At 64.0% G+C, this 15696-nt stretch carries 15 protein-coding genes; 5 read left to right on the top strand and 10 right to left on the bottom strand.

Features of this window, described 5'->3' with window-relative positions:
• Positions 1 to 74: 74 nt before the first annotated feature.
• The 3 genes from MTR72_RS00480 to MTR72_RS00490 all read left to right on the top strand — a co-directional run bounded on the left by MTR72_RS00480 (position 75) and on the right by MTR72_RS00490 (position 1959).
• Positions 75 to 740: an HAD hydrolase-like protein gene (locus tag MTR72_RS00480; protein WP_341509938.1), complete on the top strand. Its 666-nt coding sequence runs from the start codon at positions 75 to 77 to the stop codon at positions 738 to 740.
• A gap of 188 nt (positions 741 to 928) precedes the next feature.
• Positions 929 to 1411 carry a hypothetical protein gene (locus tag MTR72_RS00485; RefSeq protein WP_341509939.1) on the top strand — a complete coding sequence of 161 codons (483 nt, stop codon included), beginning with the start codon at positions 929 to 931 and terminating at the stop codon, positions 1409 to 1411.
• Positions 1412 to 1599: 188 nt separating this feature from the next.
• Entirely contained in the window at positions 1600 to 1959 is a 360-nt protein-coding gene (locus MTR72_RS00490) for a hypothetical protein (RefSeq protein ID WP_341509940.1), read from the top strand.
• A gap of 80 nt (positions 1960 to 2039) precedes the next feature.
• On the opposite strand, the gene MTR72_RS00495 is transcribed toward MTR72_RS00490, so the two are convergent.
• The 6 genes from MTR72_RS00495 to MTR72_RS00520 all read right to left on the bottom strand — a co-directional run bounded on the left by MTR72_RS00495 (position 2040) and on the right by MTR72_RS00520 (position 7632).
• A complete protein-coding gene (locus MTR72_RS00495) occupies positions 2040 to 2735 on the bottom strand; it encodes an ABC transporter ATP-binding protein (RefSeq protein WP_341509941.1) in 696 nt (231 codons plus the stop codon).
• Positions 2735 to 3484, bottom strand: coding sequence for an ABC transporter ATP-binding protein (locus MTR72_RS00500; protein WP_341509942.1), 750 nt, complete (start codon positions 3482 to 3484; stop codon positions 2735 to 2737). Before MTR72_RS00500 ends, MTR72_RS00495 begins: the two co-directional genes overlap by 1 nt.
• On the bottom strand, positions 3481 to 4779 hold the full coding sequence (locus MTR72_RS00505) for a branched-chain amino acid ABC transporter permease (protein ID WP_280965771.1): 1299 nt from the start codon (positions 4777 to 4779) through the stop codon (positions 3481 to 3483). The genes MTR72_RS00500 and MTR72_RS00505 overlap by 4 nt, the downstream gene beginning before the upstream one ends.
• Positions 4776 to 5723, bottom strand: a complete 948-nt coding sequence (locus MTR72_RS00510; protein WP_341509943.1) for a branched-chain amino acid ABC transporter permease — start codon at positions 5721 to 5723, stop codon at positions 4776 to 4778. The genes MTR72_RS00505 and MTR72_RS00510 overlap by 4 nt, the downstream gene beginning before the upstream one ends.
• A 123-nt stretch (positions 5724 to 5846) precedes the next feature.
• Positions 5847 to 7079: a branched-chain amino acid ABC transporter substrate-binding protein gene (locus tag MTR72_RS00515; protein ID WP_341509944.1), complete on the bottom strand. Its 1233-nt coding sequence runs from the start codon at positions 7077 to 7079 to the stop codon at positions 5847 to 5849.
• Between the two features lie 325 nt (positions 7080 to 7404).
• Positions 7405 to 7632, bottom strand: coding sequence for a hypothetical protein (locus MTR72_RS00520; protein WP_280965774.1), 228 nt, complete (start codon positions 7630 to 7632; stop codon positions 7405 to 7407).
• A gap of 195 nt (positions 7633 to 7827) precedes the next feature.
• Between MTR72_RS00520 and MTR72_RS00525 the strand changes: the two genes are divergently transcribed.
• Complete coding sequence (locus MTR72_RS00525; RefSeq protein ID WP_280965775.1) at positions 7828 to 8073, top strand: hypothetical protein; 246 nt, start codon at positions 7828 to 7830, stop codon at positions 8071 to 8073.
• 110 nt (positions 8074 to 8183) lie between these two features.
• Here MTR72_RS00525 and MTR72_RS00530 read toward each other — a convergent pair whose 3' ends face one another.
• The 4 genes from MTR72_RS00530 to MTR72_RS00545 all read right to left on the bottom strand — a co-directional run bounded on the left by MTR72_RS00530 (position 8184) and on the right by MTR72_RS00545 (position 14943).
• A complete protein-coding gene (locus MTR72_RS00530; protein WP_280965776.1) occupies positions 8184 to 8420 on the bottom strand; it encodes a hypothetical protein in 237 nt (78 codons plus the stop codon).
• A 35-nt stretch (positions 8421 to 8455) separates the two neighbouring features.
• The gene (locus tag MTR72_RS00535; protein WP_280965777.1) at positions 8456 to 9580 is read right to left on the bottom strand and encodes a DUF2336 domain-containing protein; all 1125 of its coding nucleotides are present in this window, start codon (positions 9578 to 9580) and stop codon (positions 8456 to 8458) included.
• A 227-nt stretch (positions 9581 to 9807) separates the two neighbouring features.
• Complete coding sequence (locus MTR72_RS00540) at positions 9808 to 13419, bottom strand: AsmA family protein (RefSeq protein ID WP_341509945.1); 3612 nt, start codon at positions 13417 to 13419, stop codon at positions 9808 to 9810.
• Positions 13420 to 13710: 291 nt separating this feature from the next.
• A complete protein-coding gene (locus tag MTR72_RS00545) occupies positions 13711 to 14943 on the bottom strand; it encodes a cytochrome P450 (protein WP_341509946.1) in 1233 nt (410 codons plus the stop codon).
• A 133-nt stretch (positions 14944 to 15076) separates the two neighbouring features.
• Here MTR72_RS00545 and MTR72_RS00550 point away from each other — a divergent pair, with 133 nt between their 5' ends.
• The gene (locus MTR72_RS00550; protein ID WP_341509947.1) at positions 15077 to 15688 is read left to right on the top strand and encodes a TetR/AcrR family transcriptional regulator; all 612 of its coding nucleotides are present in this window, start codon (positions 15077 to 15079) and stop codon (positions 15686 to 15688) included.
• Positions 15689 to 15696: the final 8 nt, after the last annotated feature.

Raw genomic sequence — 15696 nt, forward strand, 5'->3', positions numbered from 1 at the left:
CGGCATTTCCCGTCGGTGGCGGGGCTCGAGTTTGCAGGCGTTTACCCGTCTGCTACCGGCGGCTATGTTCCAGCATGCCCCCACTCCGCTCCGTACTCCTGGATCTTGACGGAACACTGGTCGATTCCCAGCCGGGCATTGTGGCAAGCAGCATCGCCGCGCTGCGTGCGCTCGGATACGATCCCGGTGACACGCTCGACATCAAGCGCGCCATCGGGCCGCCGCTCGAAGAGATGTTGCAGGCTTTGCTGAGGGCGCGCGGAGACGACCGGCTCGATGAGGCTGTGACGGCCTATCGGCACCATTACAGCGAAAGCGGTCTCTTCGGAAGCGAACCCTACCCCGGGATCAGCGGCGCGCTTGAGGAAATGCAGCGAGCTGGCTTGCGGATCTACCTCGCCACATCGAAGCGTGAAGTCTTCGCCCGGCGCATCCTGGAGAACCTGAAACTGGCAACATATTTCGACGGCATCTACGGCTCAGTGCCGGGCGGCAAGCTCGATCACAAGCCCAAGCTGCTCGCCCATATCCTGTATGAACAGGATATATCCGCCTCGCGCAGTCTCATGGTCGGAGATCGCCGGCATGACATCGCCGGAGCGCACGCGGTCGATATGCGCGGTCTTGGCGTGCTTTGGGGATATGGCACCCGGGATGAGCTCGAAGCGGCCGGCGCAGACGAGTTGGTGGAACGGACGGATGATCTCGCTGGCACGGTTTTATCCATGTTGAACGGATAGCTCCTAGCCAGTCACCACTCGGACGAGACACGTAGCGCGTGAAATGGCCGCAGGTTTGATCCGGACAGCGTTAGGGTTTCGTAATGACCGCACGCCAAATGATATGTCTTCGGTTTTGGCTTTTTTTGTTCGCGCGATGCAAAGTGCGCGCGACCAGGACGCAGCCGGTCGGAAGACACGTCACATAGATGAAGTCGAAACTCGCCATCGCAGCATTGCTGGTCGTTATAGCGCTTGGCTATGCTTTCACACGTGGCTACTCGCCGTTCACCTCTCAGTCTGTGCAGACCTGCGAGAAGGCAATCCAGGAGCGGCTGGCTGATCCGTCCAGCTTTCAACGGATTGGTGTAGAGGAGTCCAGGAGATCGATCACATTCGACGAGTTTTTCACCGATCGGTTTCGGGCCGTATCTGAACCGACCAGAAAAGCCATGATCGAGGCCGCACGGGTCGCGCCGATTCAGTATGTCGCGCTGATCGACTACCAGGCGCACGACTCGATCGGCGCCATCATTCGAGAACGAGCGACATGCACCTACTACTCACTTGATGGCAGTGATGCGCCAACCCGTACGTCTTGGGTGAAGATCGACGGCGAGTACAATGTGGACTGGGTCGCAAGGCAGCCCAATGCCGCTGCCCTGCATCAGCGTTTGCTTAAAAACCTGTAACGCGGCGGGAGAGTGGAGAGCCGGACTTGCCGTGCCGCATCGGGCTGGACCAGCCGATCTCGCGTGACAGTGGACCGGCGCTTTGATCCGGGGCGGCACGCCTTCCCGCTGTCAGGTCATCAAGCTGCAAGGACCTTCGCACTGAAGTTTGAATCGCCTTCCCGCCGCCGATTGCTTATGGTCCGACCATGTCGCGCCTTATGTGTCTATCGATCGCCGTTGTTCTGTCGCTGCTGCCCGGCATCGCGCCGGCGGATCCGGTTCACAAGCGGCCTGCGCCGCGCTGGCATGGCTACGGCTTCCTGCCGGGCTATCGTCAGCCGCCGAGCAACAGCCAACCGCTCTATGCCCAGAAAGACCCGACATGGCGCGTGGCGCGCAACAACCGACGCCCGTGGTACATCGACCCGGTCCCCCGCTATTACTGGTGGGATGGCGACTGGCACTATTTCGGTCGGCCCGGCATTTACAACGGCCGCTACAATGGCGGCAGCTTCGGACCATGCTGGACACGGACGCCGATCGGACCAATCTGGAATTGCGGCTGATCAGCCGATCGCTCGAGGCTGCCTGATTGATCTGACGGCTCGCCTCGCCGCATCGGCGAGGTCCGATGTGCGCTGCGACCTCAGACCTCGAGCCACTCCTGGCGCACCGCGGCGTCGGCCTTGAGCTGGTCCGGCGTGCCTTCGAACACGACGCGGCCATGTCCCATGATGTAGACCCGGTTCGAGATCCGCATCGCGATCGAAAGCTTTTGCTCGACGAGCAGAATCGCGACGCCGGCCTGTGCGATGCGGGCGATCAGATCGCCGACCTGCTGCACGATCAGCGGCGCGAGGCCTTCGGTCGGCTCGTCGATCATGATGAGGTCCGGATCGCCCATCAGCGTCCGGCAGGTGGTCAGCATCTGCTTCTCGCCGCCGGACAGCACGCCCGCGGGCGTATCGGCGCGCGCGGCGAGATTGGGAAACATGTCGAGCATGTCCTGAAGGCGCCATTTGCCGGGACGGCGCGTATCCTTGATGCCGAGCAGAAGGTTTTGACGAACCGTCAGGCTCGGGAAGATGTCGCGATGTTCGGGAACATAGCCGAGTCCAAGACGGGCGATCCTGTAGCTTGGCAGGCCGGCGATGTCCTTGCCCTTGAAGCGCACCGTTCCGATCGGGCTGACCTCGCCCATGATCGCCTTGACCGTCGTGGAACGGCCCACACCATTGCGGCCGAGCAGACTCACCACCTCGCCGGCAGCGACATCGAGGTCGACACCCTGGAGAATGTGGCTCTTGCCGTAATAGGCGTGAAGATTCCTGACCTCGAGCATCAGTGCGCTTCCTCGCCGAGATAGGCTTCCTTGACCTTCGGATCGCGCCGAATCTCCTCGGGCGTGCCCGACGCGATGATGTGTCCGTAGACCAGCACCGAAATCCGGTCGGCGAGGCCGAAAACGACGCTCATATCATGCTCGACGATCACCAGGGTCCGCCCCTCGGTCAGTCGCCGAATCAGCGACACCGCGCGCTCGGTTTCGGCGTGGCTCATCCCTGCGGTCGGCTCGTCCAGCATGACGACGGTGGCGCCGCTCGCGATGGTGATGCCGATCTCCAGTTCCCGCTGCTCGGCATAGGTCAGGAGCCCCGCCGGAACATCGCGCCGGTGCGTGAGATGGATATCGTCCAGGATCTGGGCCGTCCTTTCCCGCACCTCGGGCAGGCGGTCCACATTCTTCCAGAATGCATAGCGATGCCCGGTCGCCCACAGCACGGCGCAGCGGACATTCTCCCACACCGTCATGCGGGCGAACACGTTGGTGACCTGGAACGAACGCGACAAGCCGCGCCGGTTGATCTCGAACGGCCGCAGGCCGGAGATCTGCTCGCCGTTCAGCCGGATCTCGCCTGACGTCGGTTTGATATGACCGCTGATCAGATTGAACGTCGTGGATTTCCCCGCGCCGTTCGGCCCGATGATGGCATGCCGCTCGCCTTGCGCGACGCTCAGGTTCAGATCGCGAATGATGCCGACATTGCCGAAGCGCTTCTCGACAGCACGAACTTCAATGGCTGCAGTCATGCCAGATACCCCCGATCACGGGCGACCGTGGCTGCCCGGTCCCACGCTGCGGCGACGCGACGCCAGGTCAATCGCGCGACGATGAAGCCGCCGACGACGAGGACCGCTGCGGTGACCCATGTCACCGGCGATACTGGATTGAACGCAATGGCGAACAGATTGATTGGGTTGCTCGCTCCACCGGAATAGCGTGCGATCGTCTCTATCGTCAGGATGATGCCGCAGGCAAGCGCAACCGTCGGCACGATCGCGACGAGATAGGACGGAATCACGGTCCACAGCGTTCCGGCGCGGATCAGCGGGCGATGCATCATCAGGAGGCCGGCAATGCCGCCCGGCGAGAACATCACGATGCCGATGAAGATGATGCCGAAATAGAGCTGCCAGACGCTGGTGACGTTGGTCAGCCCGAGTTGGAGATAGGTCACCAGGATCGCGCCGAGGATCGGGCCGAAGAAATAAGCGGTCCCGCCGATGAAAGTCGCGAAGAGAACGAGACCGGACTGGATCGCGCCGAGATAGGCGGAGTTCGCGATCTCGAAATTGATTGCGGCCAATCCGCCGGCGATGCCGGCGAAGAACCCGGCAAAGCAATAGGCGATGTAGCGGACGACGTGCGGATCATAGCCGATGAACTGGACGCGCTCGGGATTGTCGCGGACCGCATTGCTGATCCGCCCCAGCGGGGTCCTGGTGAGCGCATACATCGCGATGGCGGATATCACCAGCCAGAACGCGATCAGGTAGTAGACCTGGAGCTGCGGCCCGAATGTCCAGCCGAACATGTGCGGCAAGGCCGTACGGTCCGTCGTGATGCCGGCTTCGCCGCCGAACACCGAGCGCAGGATCAATGACGAGGACGCCACCAATTCGCCGATGCCGAGCGAGATCATCGCGAACACGGTGCCGGCGCGCTTCGTCATTACCCAGCCGATCACCAACGCGAAGACGAGGCCACCGACCCCACCGAACAACGGGATGAAGGGAAGTGGAATCGGCCAGTCGTGCGCCACCACCGCATTCATCATGTGGCAGGCCGCGAAGCCGCCAAGGCCGTAGTGAACGGCGTGACCGAACGACAACAGGCCGGTCTGGCCGAGCAGGATGTTGTAGGAGAGCGCGAAGACGATCGCGATCCCGATCAGGCTGAAGGAGGTGAGCGATCCACCCGACGGGAAGACCAGCGGCAGCACGATCAGCGCGATCGCGGCGATCAGCCAGACCCCGTAGAAGCGCAGGTTTTCGCCGGCGGACTTTGCCGCGACTTTCGATGTCGACGTCTTCTTGGTGGTCATGACTCGCGCGTCCCCATCAGGCCCATGGGGCGAACGATCAGAATGAGCACCAGGAGGACATAGGGTACGATCGGCGCGACCTGGGCGACTGTGACGTTCCAGACGTCCGAGAGGACGGACGGTCCCGCCGACGGATCGAGCGGGCCAAAGGCGCTGGCCAGCGAGCCGTTCAGCGCCACCGCAAAAGTCTGCACCAGACCGATGACGAGCGAGGCGATGAACGCGCCCGGCAAGGAGCCTAGTCCACCAAAGACGATGACAACGAACAGGATGGGTCCGAGCGAAGCGGCCATATCGGATTGAGTCACCAAAGCCGGACCGGCGATCACGCCGGCAAGACCGGCGAGAGCGCTGCCGACGCCGAACACCAGCATGAACACCCGCCCGACATTGTGACCGAGATGCGCCACCATGTGGGGATGCGTGAGCGCCGCCTGCACGATGAGGCCGACCCGGGTGCGCTTGAGCACGATCAGCAGCGCCACGAAGATCACGACCGACACCGCCAGCATGAAGATCTTGTAGGCCGGATAGTTGGTCGAGAAGACCGTGAAGGCCGGGAAGTCGAGCAGCGCCGGCACCCGATAGTCGAGCGGGCTCTTGCCCCAGATCATCGACACGATCTCTTCGATCGCGAAGGCGAGACCGAAGGTCAGCAGCAGTTCCGCGACATGGCCGTGCTTGTGCGTGTTGCGCAGGCCATAGCGCTCCACGGCCATGCCGATCGCACCCACGAGCAGCGGCGCGAGCACGAGCGCCGGCCAGAAGCCGATCCACTTCGTGAGCTGAAAGCCGAAGAAGGCGCCGAGCATATAGAAGCTGGCATGGGCGAAGTTGAGCACGCCCATCATGCTGAAGATGACGGTCAACCCGCTCGACAGCAGGAAGAGCAGCATGCCGAACAGCACGCCGTTCAGGGTCGAAATGACAATGAGTTCAAGCACAGCGCACTCGTGGCTATCCAGGGCCGCATGGCCCCGGCGGACATCGTTCAATCGGTCAAACGCATTCCGGTCGCCATCTTCCCGCGACCGATGACGGTCGCGGGAAAGCGACCTGCCCCGTGGTTACGGCCGCTTCATTTTGCAAGTCGTGGAAACCATGGCCTGCGGCGTATCGATCTTGGAGACCAGGTGCCAGCCCCAACCGGTGTTCTCCTCATCGAACGGCTCGTTCGCGGCAAGCTTGCCGAAGGAGGAGATGTAAATCGGTTGGAAGAACTGATGGTCGTCCTTGCGCATGACGCCGGTGCCGCCATCCAGGACCTCGAACTTGAGATCCTCGAGCGCCGCTGCGACCTTCACGGGGTCGATCGAGTTGGCCTTCTCGGCCGCGGCCTTGAACATGCGCATCTCGTTGACCGCGCGCGGATACCAGAGCGACATGTTGGCCTTGGCGCGGAACGCCTTCTCGAAGTCCATCGCGGCCTGGTTGCCCGAGTTGGCAAAGCCCTCGGTGATCTGGAAGACCTGGTGATCGAGACCGGTCTGCTTGATCGCCGTCGGGCCACCGGCGCCGCCGGCGTAGTAGGTATACCAGTTGACCTTCAGGCCGGCATCGGCGGCGGCCTTGAGCAACAGCGCGATGTCCTGGCCCCAGTTGCCGGTGACGACACTGTCGGCGCCGGACGCCTTGATCTTCGCGATATAGGGCGAGAAGTCCGTGATCTTCAGCAGCGGATGCAGTTCGTCGCCGACGATCTCGATGTCAGGCCGCTTCGCCGCCAGCATCTTGCGCGCATCGCTGCGCACCGACTGGCCGAACGAGTAGTCCTGATTGATCAGGTACACCTTTTTGATCGAGGCGGTTTCCTTCATGTAGCTGGTGAGCGCCTCCATCTTGATGTCCGAGCTGGCATCCCAGCGGAAATGCCAGTAGCTGCACTTCTCGTTGGTCATGCTCGGATCGACGGCGGCGTAGTTGAAGTACAGGACTTCCTTGCCAGGATTGCGCGTATTGTGCTTGGTGACGAAATCCTCGAGGGCCGCGCCGACGGACGAACCGTTGCCTTGCGTGATGTAGTGAACGCCAGCGTCGATCGCCTTCTGGGCCTGCACCAGGCTTTCTTGCGGATTGGTCTTGTTGTCGAGCGGCACGATCTCGACCTTGTGGCCGAGAATGCCGCCCTTGGCGTTGATCTCGTCGGCCAGATACTGGAATGTCTTTAAACCACCCTCACCGACACTGGCACCGCCTCCGGACAGCGGATCGATGTAGCCGATCTTGATCGTGTCCTCGGCCCACGCCGCGTGACCAAACAACGGCGCGACCACGGCAATGGCCAAAGCTAACTTACGCATTCTGTCGTTTCCTCGCTGACTGTCGACTTTAGTCGATGGGTGTATGCGCATATTGCCGCGCAATTTCAACGTCATACTGCGCGAACGGTCGATGCGTGACAAGCCGCGCCAGGACATGGCTTCTTCGGCCACTACGTCAAAAAGTAAAAGCAGTTTCGCAGAACATTCCGCGAGGAGAAATAGAACGCCAATGTGCGTTTCGCGCTCAGGACGATCGTACCATTCATCGCCCTGGTCTTGAGGCAGAAGAGGCCGCCTCACCGAGACGGCCTCTTCCCTTGTGGTCGACATCAAATCACTTGGCGCAGCCTTATTTGGTGTAGCCTTATTTGGTGTAGCCCTGGCTTGTGCACCACCACATGGCTTCACCCGCTGTCGCGCCATGCTCCACGACGTATTTCCGGCACGCTTCGTAATTGACAGCATAGCGTTTGGCGCACGGGACGGAGGAAATGCTTCCGCTGCTCCAGGAGCATTTGTACTGAGCATTTGCCGTCGACATTGACAGGGTTGCGACAGCGAGACTCACGACGACGAGCGACAAGGTCTTCATGGCTATCTCTCCTGCATTCCTGGGATAGCGAATGCTATCCCAGGTGGCACGATAGCACGCGTTCGACCGCGCCTGCCCGACGAGTGTCATTCCGCCGAAGCTGAACAGCCATTCAAGAAAGTTCCTGCCTGGTTCCTGCAACGGCTGATGCCAACGGCCGTTGACCCCCGCACGAACGATGCACAGGAGGAACGGATGAATAAGCTCACTTACGCTCTTGCAGCGGTAGCGACGCTTGCGGTCAGTGCCCCGACCATCGCAAATGCAGGCGGCTTCGGCGTCTATGTTGGCGGCGACAGGGACTATTACGGCGACCGCTATGACGGTCCGGGCGTGCGCATCTACGGTCACGACCGCGGCTGGCATCGTGGCTGGTACCATCATGACCGCGACTTCGATCGCGGCGTGGTGATCCGCCGTCACTACTGGGACGAGGACTAAAGGAGTCCCGTCATCGAGCTTGGAAGGCCTCGCGCAAGCGAGGCCTTCCTGTTTTGTGGTGACAGGACGTGCTTATCGGTTCACGCCCGTCAGCAAGGGGCTTTGCGCTCCTAGCGGAAGTACCCCAGCACGAGATCGAGGTCGGAGCGGCCGGCAACGGTACCGTTGAGCTCGGCGTCGATGACACGGCGGCAGGCGTCGACGGCGGCCTGGTCGCCGAGGTCGTTGGCGGCTTCCAGCACGAGCCAGGCCGCGTCCACCGACGCCTTCTCCGGGGCTGCGCCAGCATCGACGGCGAGACCCTTGTTGAGATTCTTGCGGATTGCGGTGCCGAATTGAGGCAACATTGCAAACACTCCCCTCTCGAATTCCGGAATGATGCTCAGTGCATCTGCAGCTCGGCCTGACGACCCGCGGCGGGATCGGCGGCCGCGCTGTTCTTGCGCGACTGGTAGAACTTCAGGATGCTGCGCGACGTCTCGATGTTGAGGCGGCCGAACTCGCGCTCGCTATCGTTGAGGTCCCGCGCCGTGATCAGATGATCCTTGGCGCCGAGAAACAACAGCGCCATGGTGGTGTCCCAGGAGAAATCGAGCGCCTTGCACAGGACCAGGAGCATCTCGCGATTGCGGTCCATCATCGCACGCTCGATCACGTCCACGGGAAGCGACGACAGCAGCGACAGGCCGATCTGCACCTCGTCGAAACGGTGCTGGCGCGCATAGCTCGAGATCGAGTCCTGGTTGAGATTGCCCTGCCGGTACTGCGTCGTCACCACGCGCTTGGCGACGAAATAGCTGCGCGAGGACGGACCGAACTTCGATTGCAGGTCGCCGGTGACCTCGGTCACCGAGCTCTGGATCTGCGCCATCATCTCGGGACGCTCGGTCTCGAGCCGACGGCGGACGTCCTCCGACGCCTTGGCGATGAGCTGCTGGAAGATGTGCCGCGGCACGTCCTTGCGCAGGCCAAGTTGTTCAGCAAGAATCGAATCTCCCTCGGCGCGCCTGACCATGTGGAGCAGGCCCGAACCCGAGAAACGCGCGCCCTCGTTCCTGGCGACGGAGGTCACGACCTCCCGATTGCCGCGCTTGACCAGCACGTCGGTCACGGCCTCGCCGATCGACTCGCGCTGCGAGATCGCCAGCAGGTGCGACTGGCCCTTGGTCATGGCGTTCTCGATCAGCATCTTCTCGTCGATGCGTGTCGAGTCGCGCAACACGGGGCCGGCCACCTCGATCTCGTCGTCGAAGGCGAGCTGCTCGATCACGTTGAGCGGCGCGTGATCGCACGCCGCCATCAACTCGGAGAGCTGCGTGCGCGCGGCGACCTCGATCTCGTCGGCGAGCCGTCCGATGACCTCGCCGAACATGCTGATCTCGTCGTCGCTGTAGCGGCCGGTGATCAAAAGATCGGTCGCGTGCCACAGCGCGCGCGCCCGGCTTTCGTCGGTGCCCCGCGCGATCGCGTCGTCCAGATCCTGCAGAAGCGATTTCGCCCCGTTCATTCGATGACCCCAATTCTTGGCGAGCCGTCTTGCCTCTTGGCAAGCCGCCGAATTCCTCTTCGAACGAGGCTAGCCGTCAAACGCGAGAATTCAGTAAAATCGGCAAAGCAGTTTTGCCGACCAATTTTCATTAAAATGCGAGGGAAATTCTTCACCGCCACGCAGGGTTCGTCACTTCTCCCGTAGGGAGAGGTGAACACCGCGGCGCGCGGACTGCACCTAACGCTTCAAGGATTTGACGGTGTCAGGACCAGCGGCGGCTTCGGCTTGGGTCTTGGCGGCGGCGGTCCCGGCGCCGGCCTTATCTCGATCGGCGGCGGCAGCGGCGCGACCTGCTGGCTCGCGAGCGGCGGGTTCGGCGCGGCGGGGGCTGCGTGCGGCACCTTGGGCGTCGGCGCGGCCCTCGCCTTCGGCGCAATGCGGCGCGGATCCGGGCCCGGCATTGGCACGTTGACCGGCGTCTGCTCGGGCGCCGCGTCCGGAGAGACCAGCGTGGGAAGCGCGGCGGTGGCCGGCGGCGGCTCGCCGCGTTCGATGGCATCCAGCCGCCGCGTCTCGCGATCGATCGTGCGTACCGCGAGCCACGAGGATAGTGGCGCGAGATCGACGGTGCGGCTCAGCTTGTCGGGAGGACCTGCCGCAAATAGCTGGATCTCCGGCGGAGCGCCGGAGAGCCCAATCATGATCGGTGTCAGGCTGGCGCGAATGTCGGCCTGGTCGGCCGGAATGTCGTAGCCGCCCGAGACGATGGCGCGGGCGTTCTTCGCCTCCAACGTCGTCGCACCGACGCGCAGGCGGCCATCGCGGATCGTGAACGGAATTTGCGCCGAGGCGACCGCGATCGGGCCGGCCGACAGCGCGGGCTCGACGAGCTGCCGGAGCCGGTTGTCATCGGTGACCTGGCCGCCGTCGCTGGCGCGGATGGCGATCTCGAAGGCGCGCGGATCGAGGCCGGTGATCTCGGCCGAGTTCAGCGTCACCGTGCCGTTGCCGGCCAGCGCGCCGGTCAGCGCCCCCACGCTGCGGCCCTGGCTCGTCAACGCCACCTGCACCGAGGCGCGCCCCTTCGGCAGCGCGAGGTTGCGATAGCGCAGCATCGTCGCATCGACATTGGTGAGCTCGAGCCGCGCGTTCACCGCAAGACCGTTGGGGCCGTTCCTGGCATCAAGGTTTGCAGACATCTCGCCGCCGCCGATGCTGCCCTTGAGGGCATCGAGCGAGAGCGCCTGGCCGTCGTGCCTGATCGTGCCACTGAACGGGCGCACCTCGATGCCGCCCGGCAAGCTCCCACGCAAGGCCTGGAAGGCAATGCGGCCGCGCCAGTTGCCGAGAAGCCCCGGGCTCAGCGGCTCGCCCGCATCATGAGCGGACGCGCCGAGGGCGACCGCGAGCGCGGGCACGAGATCGAGCGTATCGAGGCCGACCTCGCCGTCGAGGCTTCTGTCCTGGTCCAGCGTCATCGCCAGATGGCCGCGCAGGCGCGAGCCTCCGGCCGTGCTGTCGAGATCGTCGAAGGTCAGCTTGTTGCCGGACAGGCTGACGTGCGAGGACAGGGTGACGTTCTGCGCCGATTTTTCGGCCGGGCTGATCCCGAACAGCGGCGCCAGATTGGCGTTACGCACGCGCAGGCTCGCACTGCCGTTGGATGCCGACCAGTCGAAGCTGCCCTGCGCGTCCGCGTCCAGCCCGCCCGAGAGTTTTGCGCTGAATTGCAGCGGCTTCTGCCAGACGCCACTCAGGCGCCCCTCGAACTGCGATGCCCCGTCGCCCGCGGCCACAGCGCGATCGAGGCCGATCAGCGCGAGCAGCGTCGCGGCCTGCGGCGTCGACACTTTCGAGTCCAGCGTGAAATCGCTGTTGCGCAGCCTGTCGATGTCGATGCCGCTGACCGCCGCCGCCGGAGTCTGCGCGGCAAGCGTCGCGGTGGCCTTGAGTTGCGGCGCATCGAGGTCCAACACCGCGCGCGCGTCGGTCCGGTCGGCATGTTCGGCGTTCTTGTCGAGGCTGAGATTGAGCTTCAGCCGTGTGGCGCCCGGCAAGCCCTCGATGGCATCGAATCGCGCACGGACCACCGGCGCGACCGGCTCGACCAGCGCCGCGAGTTCGCGCAGCGAGTTGGCCGATGATGTCAGCGCAAGGCGGCCAGTCGCATGCGCGCGATCGAAATTGCCGCTCGCCTCCGTGGTCACGCCGCTGGCCTGGCCGAACCGGAGCTGCTCAAGCGTCAGCGAAGTCGGGCTGTAGCCGAGCTTCGCCGTGAACGGGCGCAGCTCCTGGCCGGCCGAGACGGCACGGCCGACATCGAGCGAAAGCCTGGCTTCCTCCGGCCATTCGCCTTGCGGGCCGGCCATCGCACGCACGAAGGCGGATGCCGCGTCGAGATCGAGCCGGTCGGCCTTGAGCTCCGCCTCGATCCGCGATCCCTTGTTCGCGCCGACTTGCGCGAAGGCGATCCGGCCCTCGACGGCGCCGCCTTCGATCTCGGCTTTCAGCTTTTCGATCGCGAGATGGTTGGCGGCGATCGTCACGTCGCCGTTAAGGCGCAGCGGCCTCGTGCTGCGCCGGTTGACGTCGCTGCGGCCCTGGAGCCAGGCCACCAGCACGTCGGGATCTGTGGATTCGACGCTGAGGCGGCCGCTGAAGCGATCGGAGCCCGGAGCGGCACCGTTCAGAGAAAGCTGCGTCATTCCGGGCGCGCGCAGGTCGAGCCGCCGGAAGGTCCAGGATTTTCCGTCGGTCTGCAGCTCGGCCGTGATGTTCTGGAGCGGACGTCCGCCCAGCGTGATCTGCTCGGAGTTGAATTCGATCTGCGCCGGGATCGGCGTCTGCGGGATCGCCGCGAGGCCGGCGCGCAGGACCGGGAGGATGCGCAGCGGCTCGGCATCGTCTTTCCCGGCCAGCTTGTCGGCATCGAGCTGGCGCGCCGAAAGCACCGCGCGCAGCAGTGGCGCCGCACCGAACCTGATATCGCCGACGCCGCCCATCTTCAGCGCATTGTCCTCTGCGCCGAAGCTTGCGTCGATCTGATCGAACTTCGCACCGGCCGGATCGGCCTTGAGCTTGGCGGTGAGCTTCCACGGCGTCGGCCCCGCCTCGCCCGGCTTCTTGGGCGCCGGCACGGCCAGCGTCAGCGCGCCGTCGAATTTCGGCAGCCGGTTCTCGAAGGCGAGCACGCCCTCGAGATCGGCCAGGATGGCGCGCTCGCCGGGATCAATGTTGAGATGGAGGCGGGTGGCGCTGCCGTCGGCACTCGGGCCTGAGGAGACGCGAAACGGATAGCGGGTGCGCCCGATTGTGAAATTGCCGTCGCCGCGCACCGAGCCTGCGAGCGAACGCACATCGCCGGAGAATGCGATGTCGTTCAATTCCAGGGTCGAGCGGCTGGCGGCATCATGCAGGGCGATGCGACCGGTGAGGTTGAGTCGCTCGATCGCGAGCGAAGCGAGGTTGAAGCTGCCGCTCGCGGTGGATGGCAGGTCGACCCGCCCCTTGGCATCGAGGCCGAGATCGACCGCCATGCCGTTGACCGTGAGCTCGGTGGCGCGCCATTCGCCGCGCATCAGGGAGCCGAGGCTGAACTCGACGTCGAGCTTGTCGGCACGTAGGCGGCCGAGATCGTTGTTACCGCCGAAGGTGACGGAGCGCAGGCGCAGCGTCGGCGCCGGCAGCAGCCGCGCATCCAGCTCGCCAGCCACGCGCACCGGTACGCCGATGATTCGGGTCGCCTCCGCCTCGAACTGGGGCCGGAACTGGTTCCAGTCGACGAAGTAAGGCCCGATCAGCGCGGCCAGCAGCGCAATGATGAAGGCAATCGCTAATCCGAGCAGCGTCGTCTGCACGGGTCTCCCCTCGGGCTAACCGGCGCCCGGGCCACCCCAAGCCTTACGTCACTGCCTAAACCCGCGCCGGAACAGCCCCTTATATAGGGGGAAGTGTGGCGAAGTCACAGCGACTGTTGCGCGCGGAGGTTAACGCCGGTGGGTGATCAGACCCTCATGGTGAGGAGGCGCGCAAAGCGCCGTCTCGAACCATAGAGGCCCCGCTACCGCCCGAGGCCATCCTTCGAGGCGCCCGCCCTGGGCGGGGCTCCTCAGGATGAGGAGTGCTCGTAGAACCAACACCGAAGGCTGTTACCAGCTCGCCGGCAGCTGCTTCAGGCCGCGCAGCACGAAGGTCGGCCGCCATTCCGGGTTCTCGACGTCATCGATCCGCAAATTCGGCAGCCGCCGCAGCAGCGTGGCGATGGCGATCTCGGCCTCGATGCGCGCCAATTGGGCGCCCAGGCAGAAATGGATGCCGCCGCCGAACGACAGCGGCTTGACGTTCGGCCGGGTGATGTCGAGCCGGTCGGGGCTATCTGGATAGACCGCCGGATCGTGGTTGGCCGAGCCGAGCAGGCACAGCACGGTCTCGCCCTTGGGAATCCGCACTCCGCCGAGGTCGTCGATATCCTCCAGCGTGACACGCCCGGTCATCTGCACCGACGAATCGTAGCGCAGGAATTCCTCGATCGCGTTGGTGATCAGCTCAGGCTTCGCCTTCAGCAGCGCGAGCTGATCCGGATTGCGATGCAGGGCCAGGAGGCCATTGCCGATCAGGTTGACGGTGGTCTCGTGACCGGCGCCGAACAGCAGGATGATGTTGGCGGTCAACTCCTCATTGGTGAGCTTGTGGCCGTCCTCCTCGGCCTGCACGAGCTGGGTGGTGAGATCGTCGCCGGGATTGCGGCGGCGCAGCTCGAACAATTGCTGGAAATACATCTGCGCCATCAGGTTGCCGGCGTTGCCCTGCTTGATCTCCTCCGGCGAGAGCGGCACGGGATCGAGCAGCCGGCCGCCATCGCGCGAGCTCTTGTAGAAGGCCTCGCGATGATCCTCGGGGATTCCGAGCATGTCGCAGATGATGGTGACCGGCAGGCGGAAGGCGAAATCCTCGATCAGGTCCATGCGGCCGTGATCGATCACCGCATCGATGGTCTGGTCGACGATCTCCTGGATGCGCGGCCGCATGTCCTCGACGCGGCGGGCGGTGAAGGCCTTCACCACCAGGCCGCGCAGGCGGGTGTGATCGGGCGGATCCGCCTGCAGCATCCAGTGGCTCATGCTGCGGAAGACCGGCTCCTCCATGATCTGCTCGCCATAGCGCCGCTTGGAGCGCTCGACATAGTCCTTGCCGAAGCGCTTGTCGCGCATCACGAGGCTCACCTCGGCATGGCGGCTGGCGACGAAGGAGCCGAACGACGACACGTGGACCGGATCGGTCGTCCGCAGCCGCTGATAATGCGGATAGGGATTCCGGATGAACTCCGGCGACAGCGGATTGAACAGCGGCCCGCCACTTGCGGGTTGCACATGCTCGTTCATGGTGACCTCAAATCGGTTGCCGCATGAAACGAATACGCCGGCCGCCTTCCCCGAGATGCTCGGCGTAACCATCCCTGAGTCTTCAATTCGATACATTGTTGTATCGAGTTGCATTCTCGCCTAACCTGAGCCGATGTCAAGGGTGCGAACGAGGCCAACCAGGGACGACACGCGCGACAAGCTGTTCGAGGCGGCCGCCCGCGTGTTCGAGCAGGAGGGCATCGGCGGGGCCAGCATCGAGGCGATCGCGGCTGCGGCCGGCTTTACCCGCGGGGCGTTCTATTCAAACTTCAAGAGCAAGGACGAGCTGATCATCGCGATGATCGAGGACCATGTCGAGCAGTCGATCCGGCGCAATCTCGACATCCTCGCTGAGCATACCGATCTCGATGATTTCATCGCGGCACTCAAGGCGATGGACCGCAGCCGGCAGGACCCGCTCGGCCGCTCGCCGCTCCTGCACATGGAGATGATCCTCTACGTCGCGCGCGCCGAGAAACGCCGCCCCGAGCTCGCCAAGCGCCTGCGCGCACGGCGCAAGCTGATCGCCGACATCGTCGAGGCCACGCTGAAGGGCGGCGGCAGGAACGCGACGCTCAACCCGTCATGGACGGCCTCCGTCGTGCTGGCGCTGGAAGACGGCTTCCGCCTGCACCGGCTGATCGATCCCGACACCACGCCAGCCGATAGCTTTTTGCGCGCCATTACGGATTTGAGGCGCAGAACGGGATTATCGCCGGACTAGGGTGTGTT

The organism is Bradyrhizobium sp. ISRA442 (genome assembly GCF_038085055.1).
GTDB lineage: Bacteria > Pseudomonadota > Alphaproteobacteria > Rhizobiales > Xanthobacteraceae > Bradyrhizobium.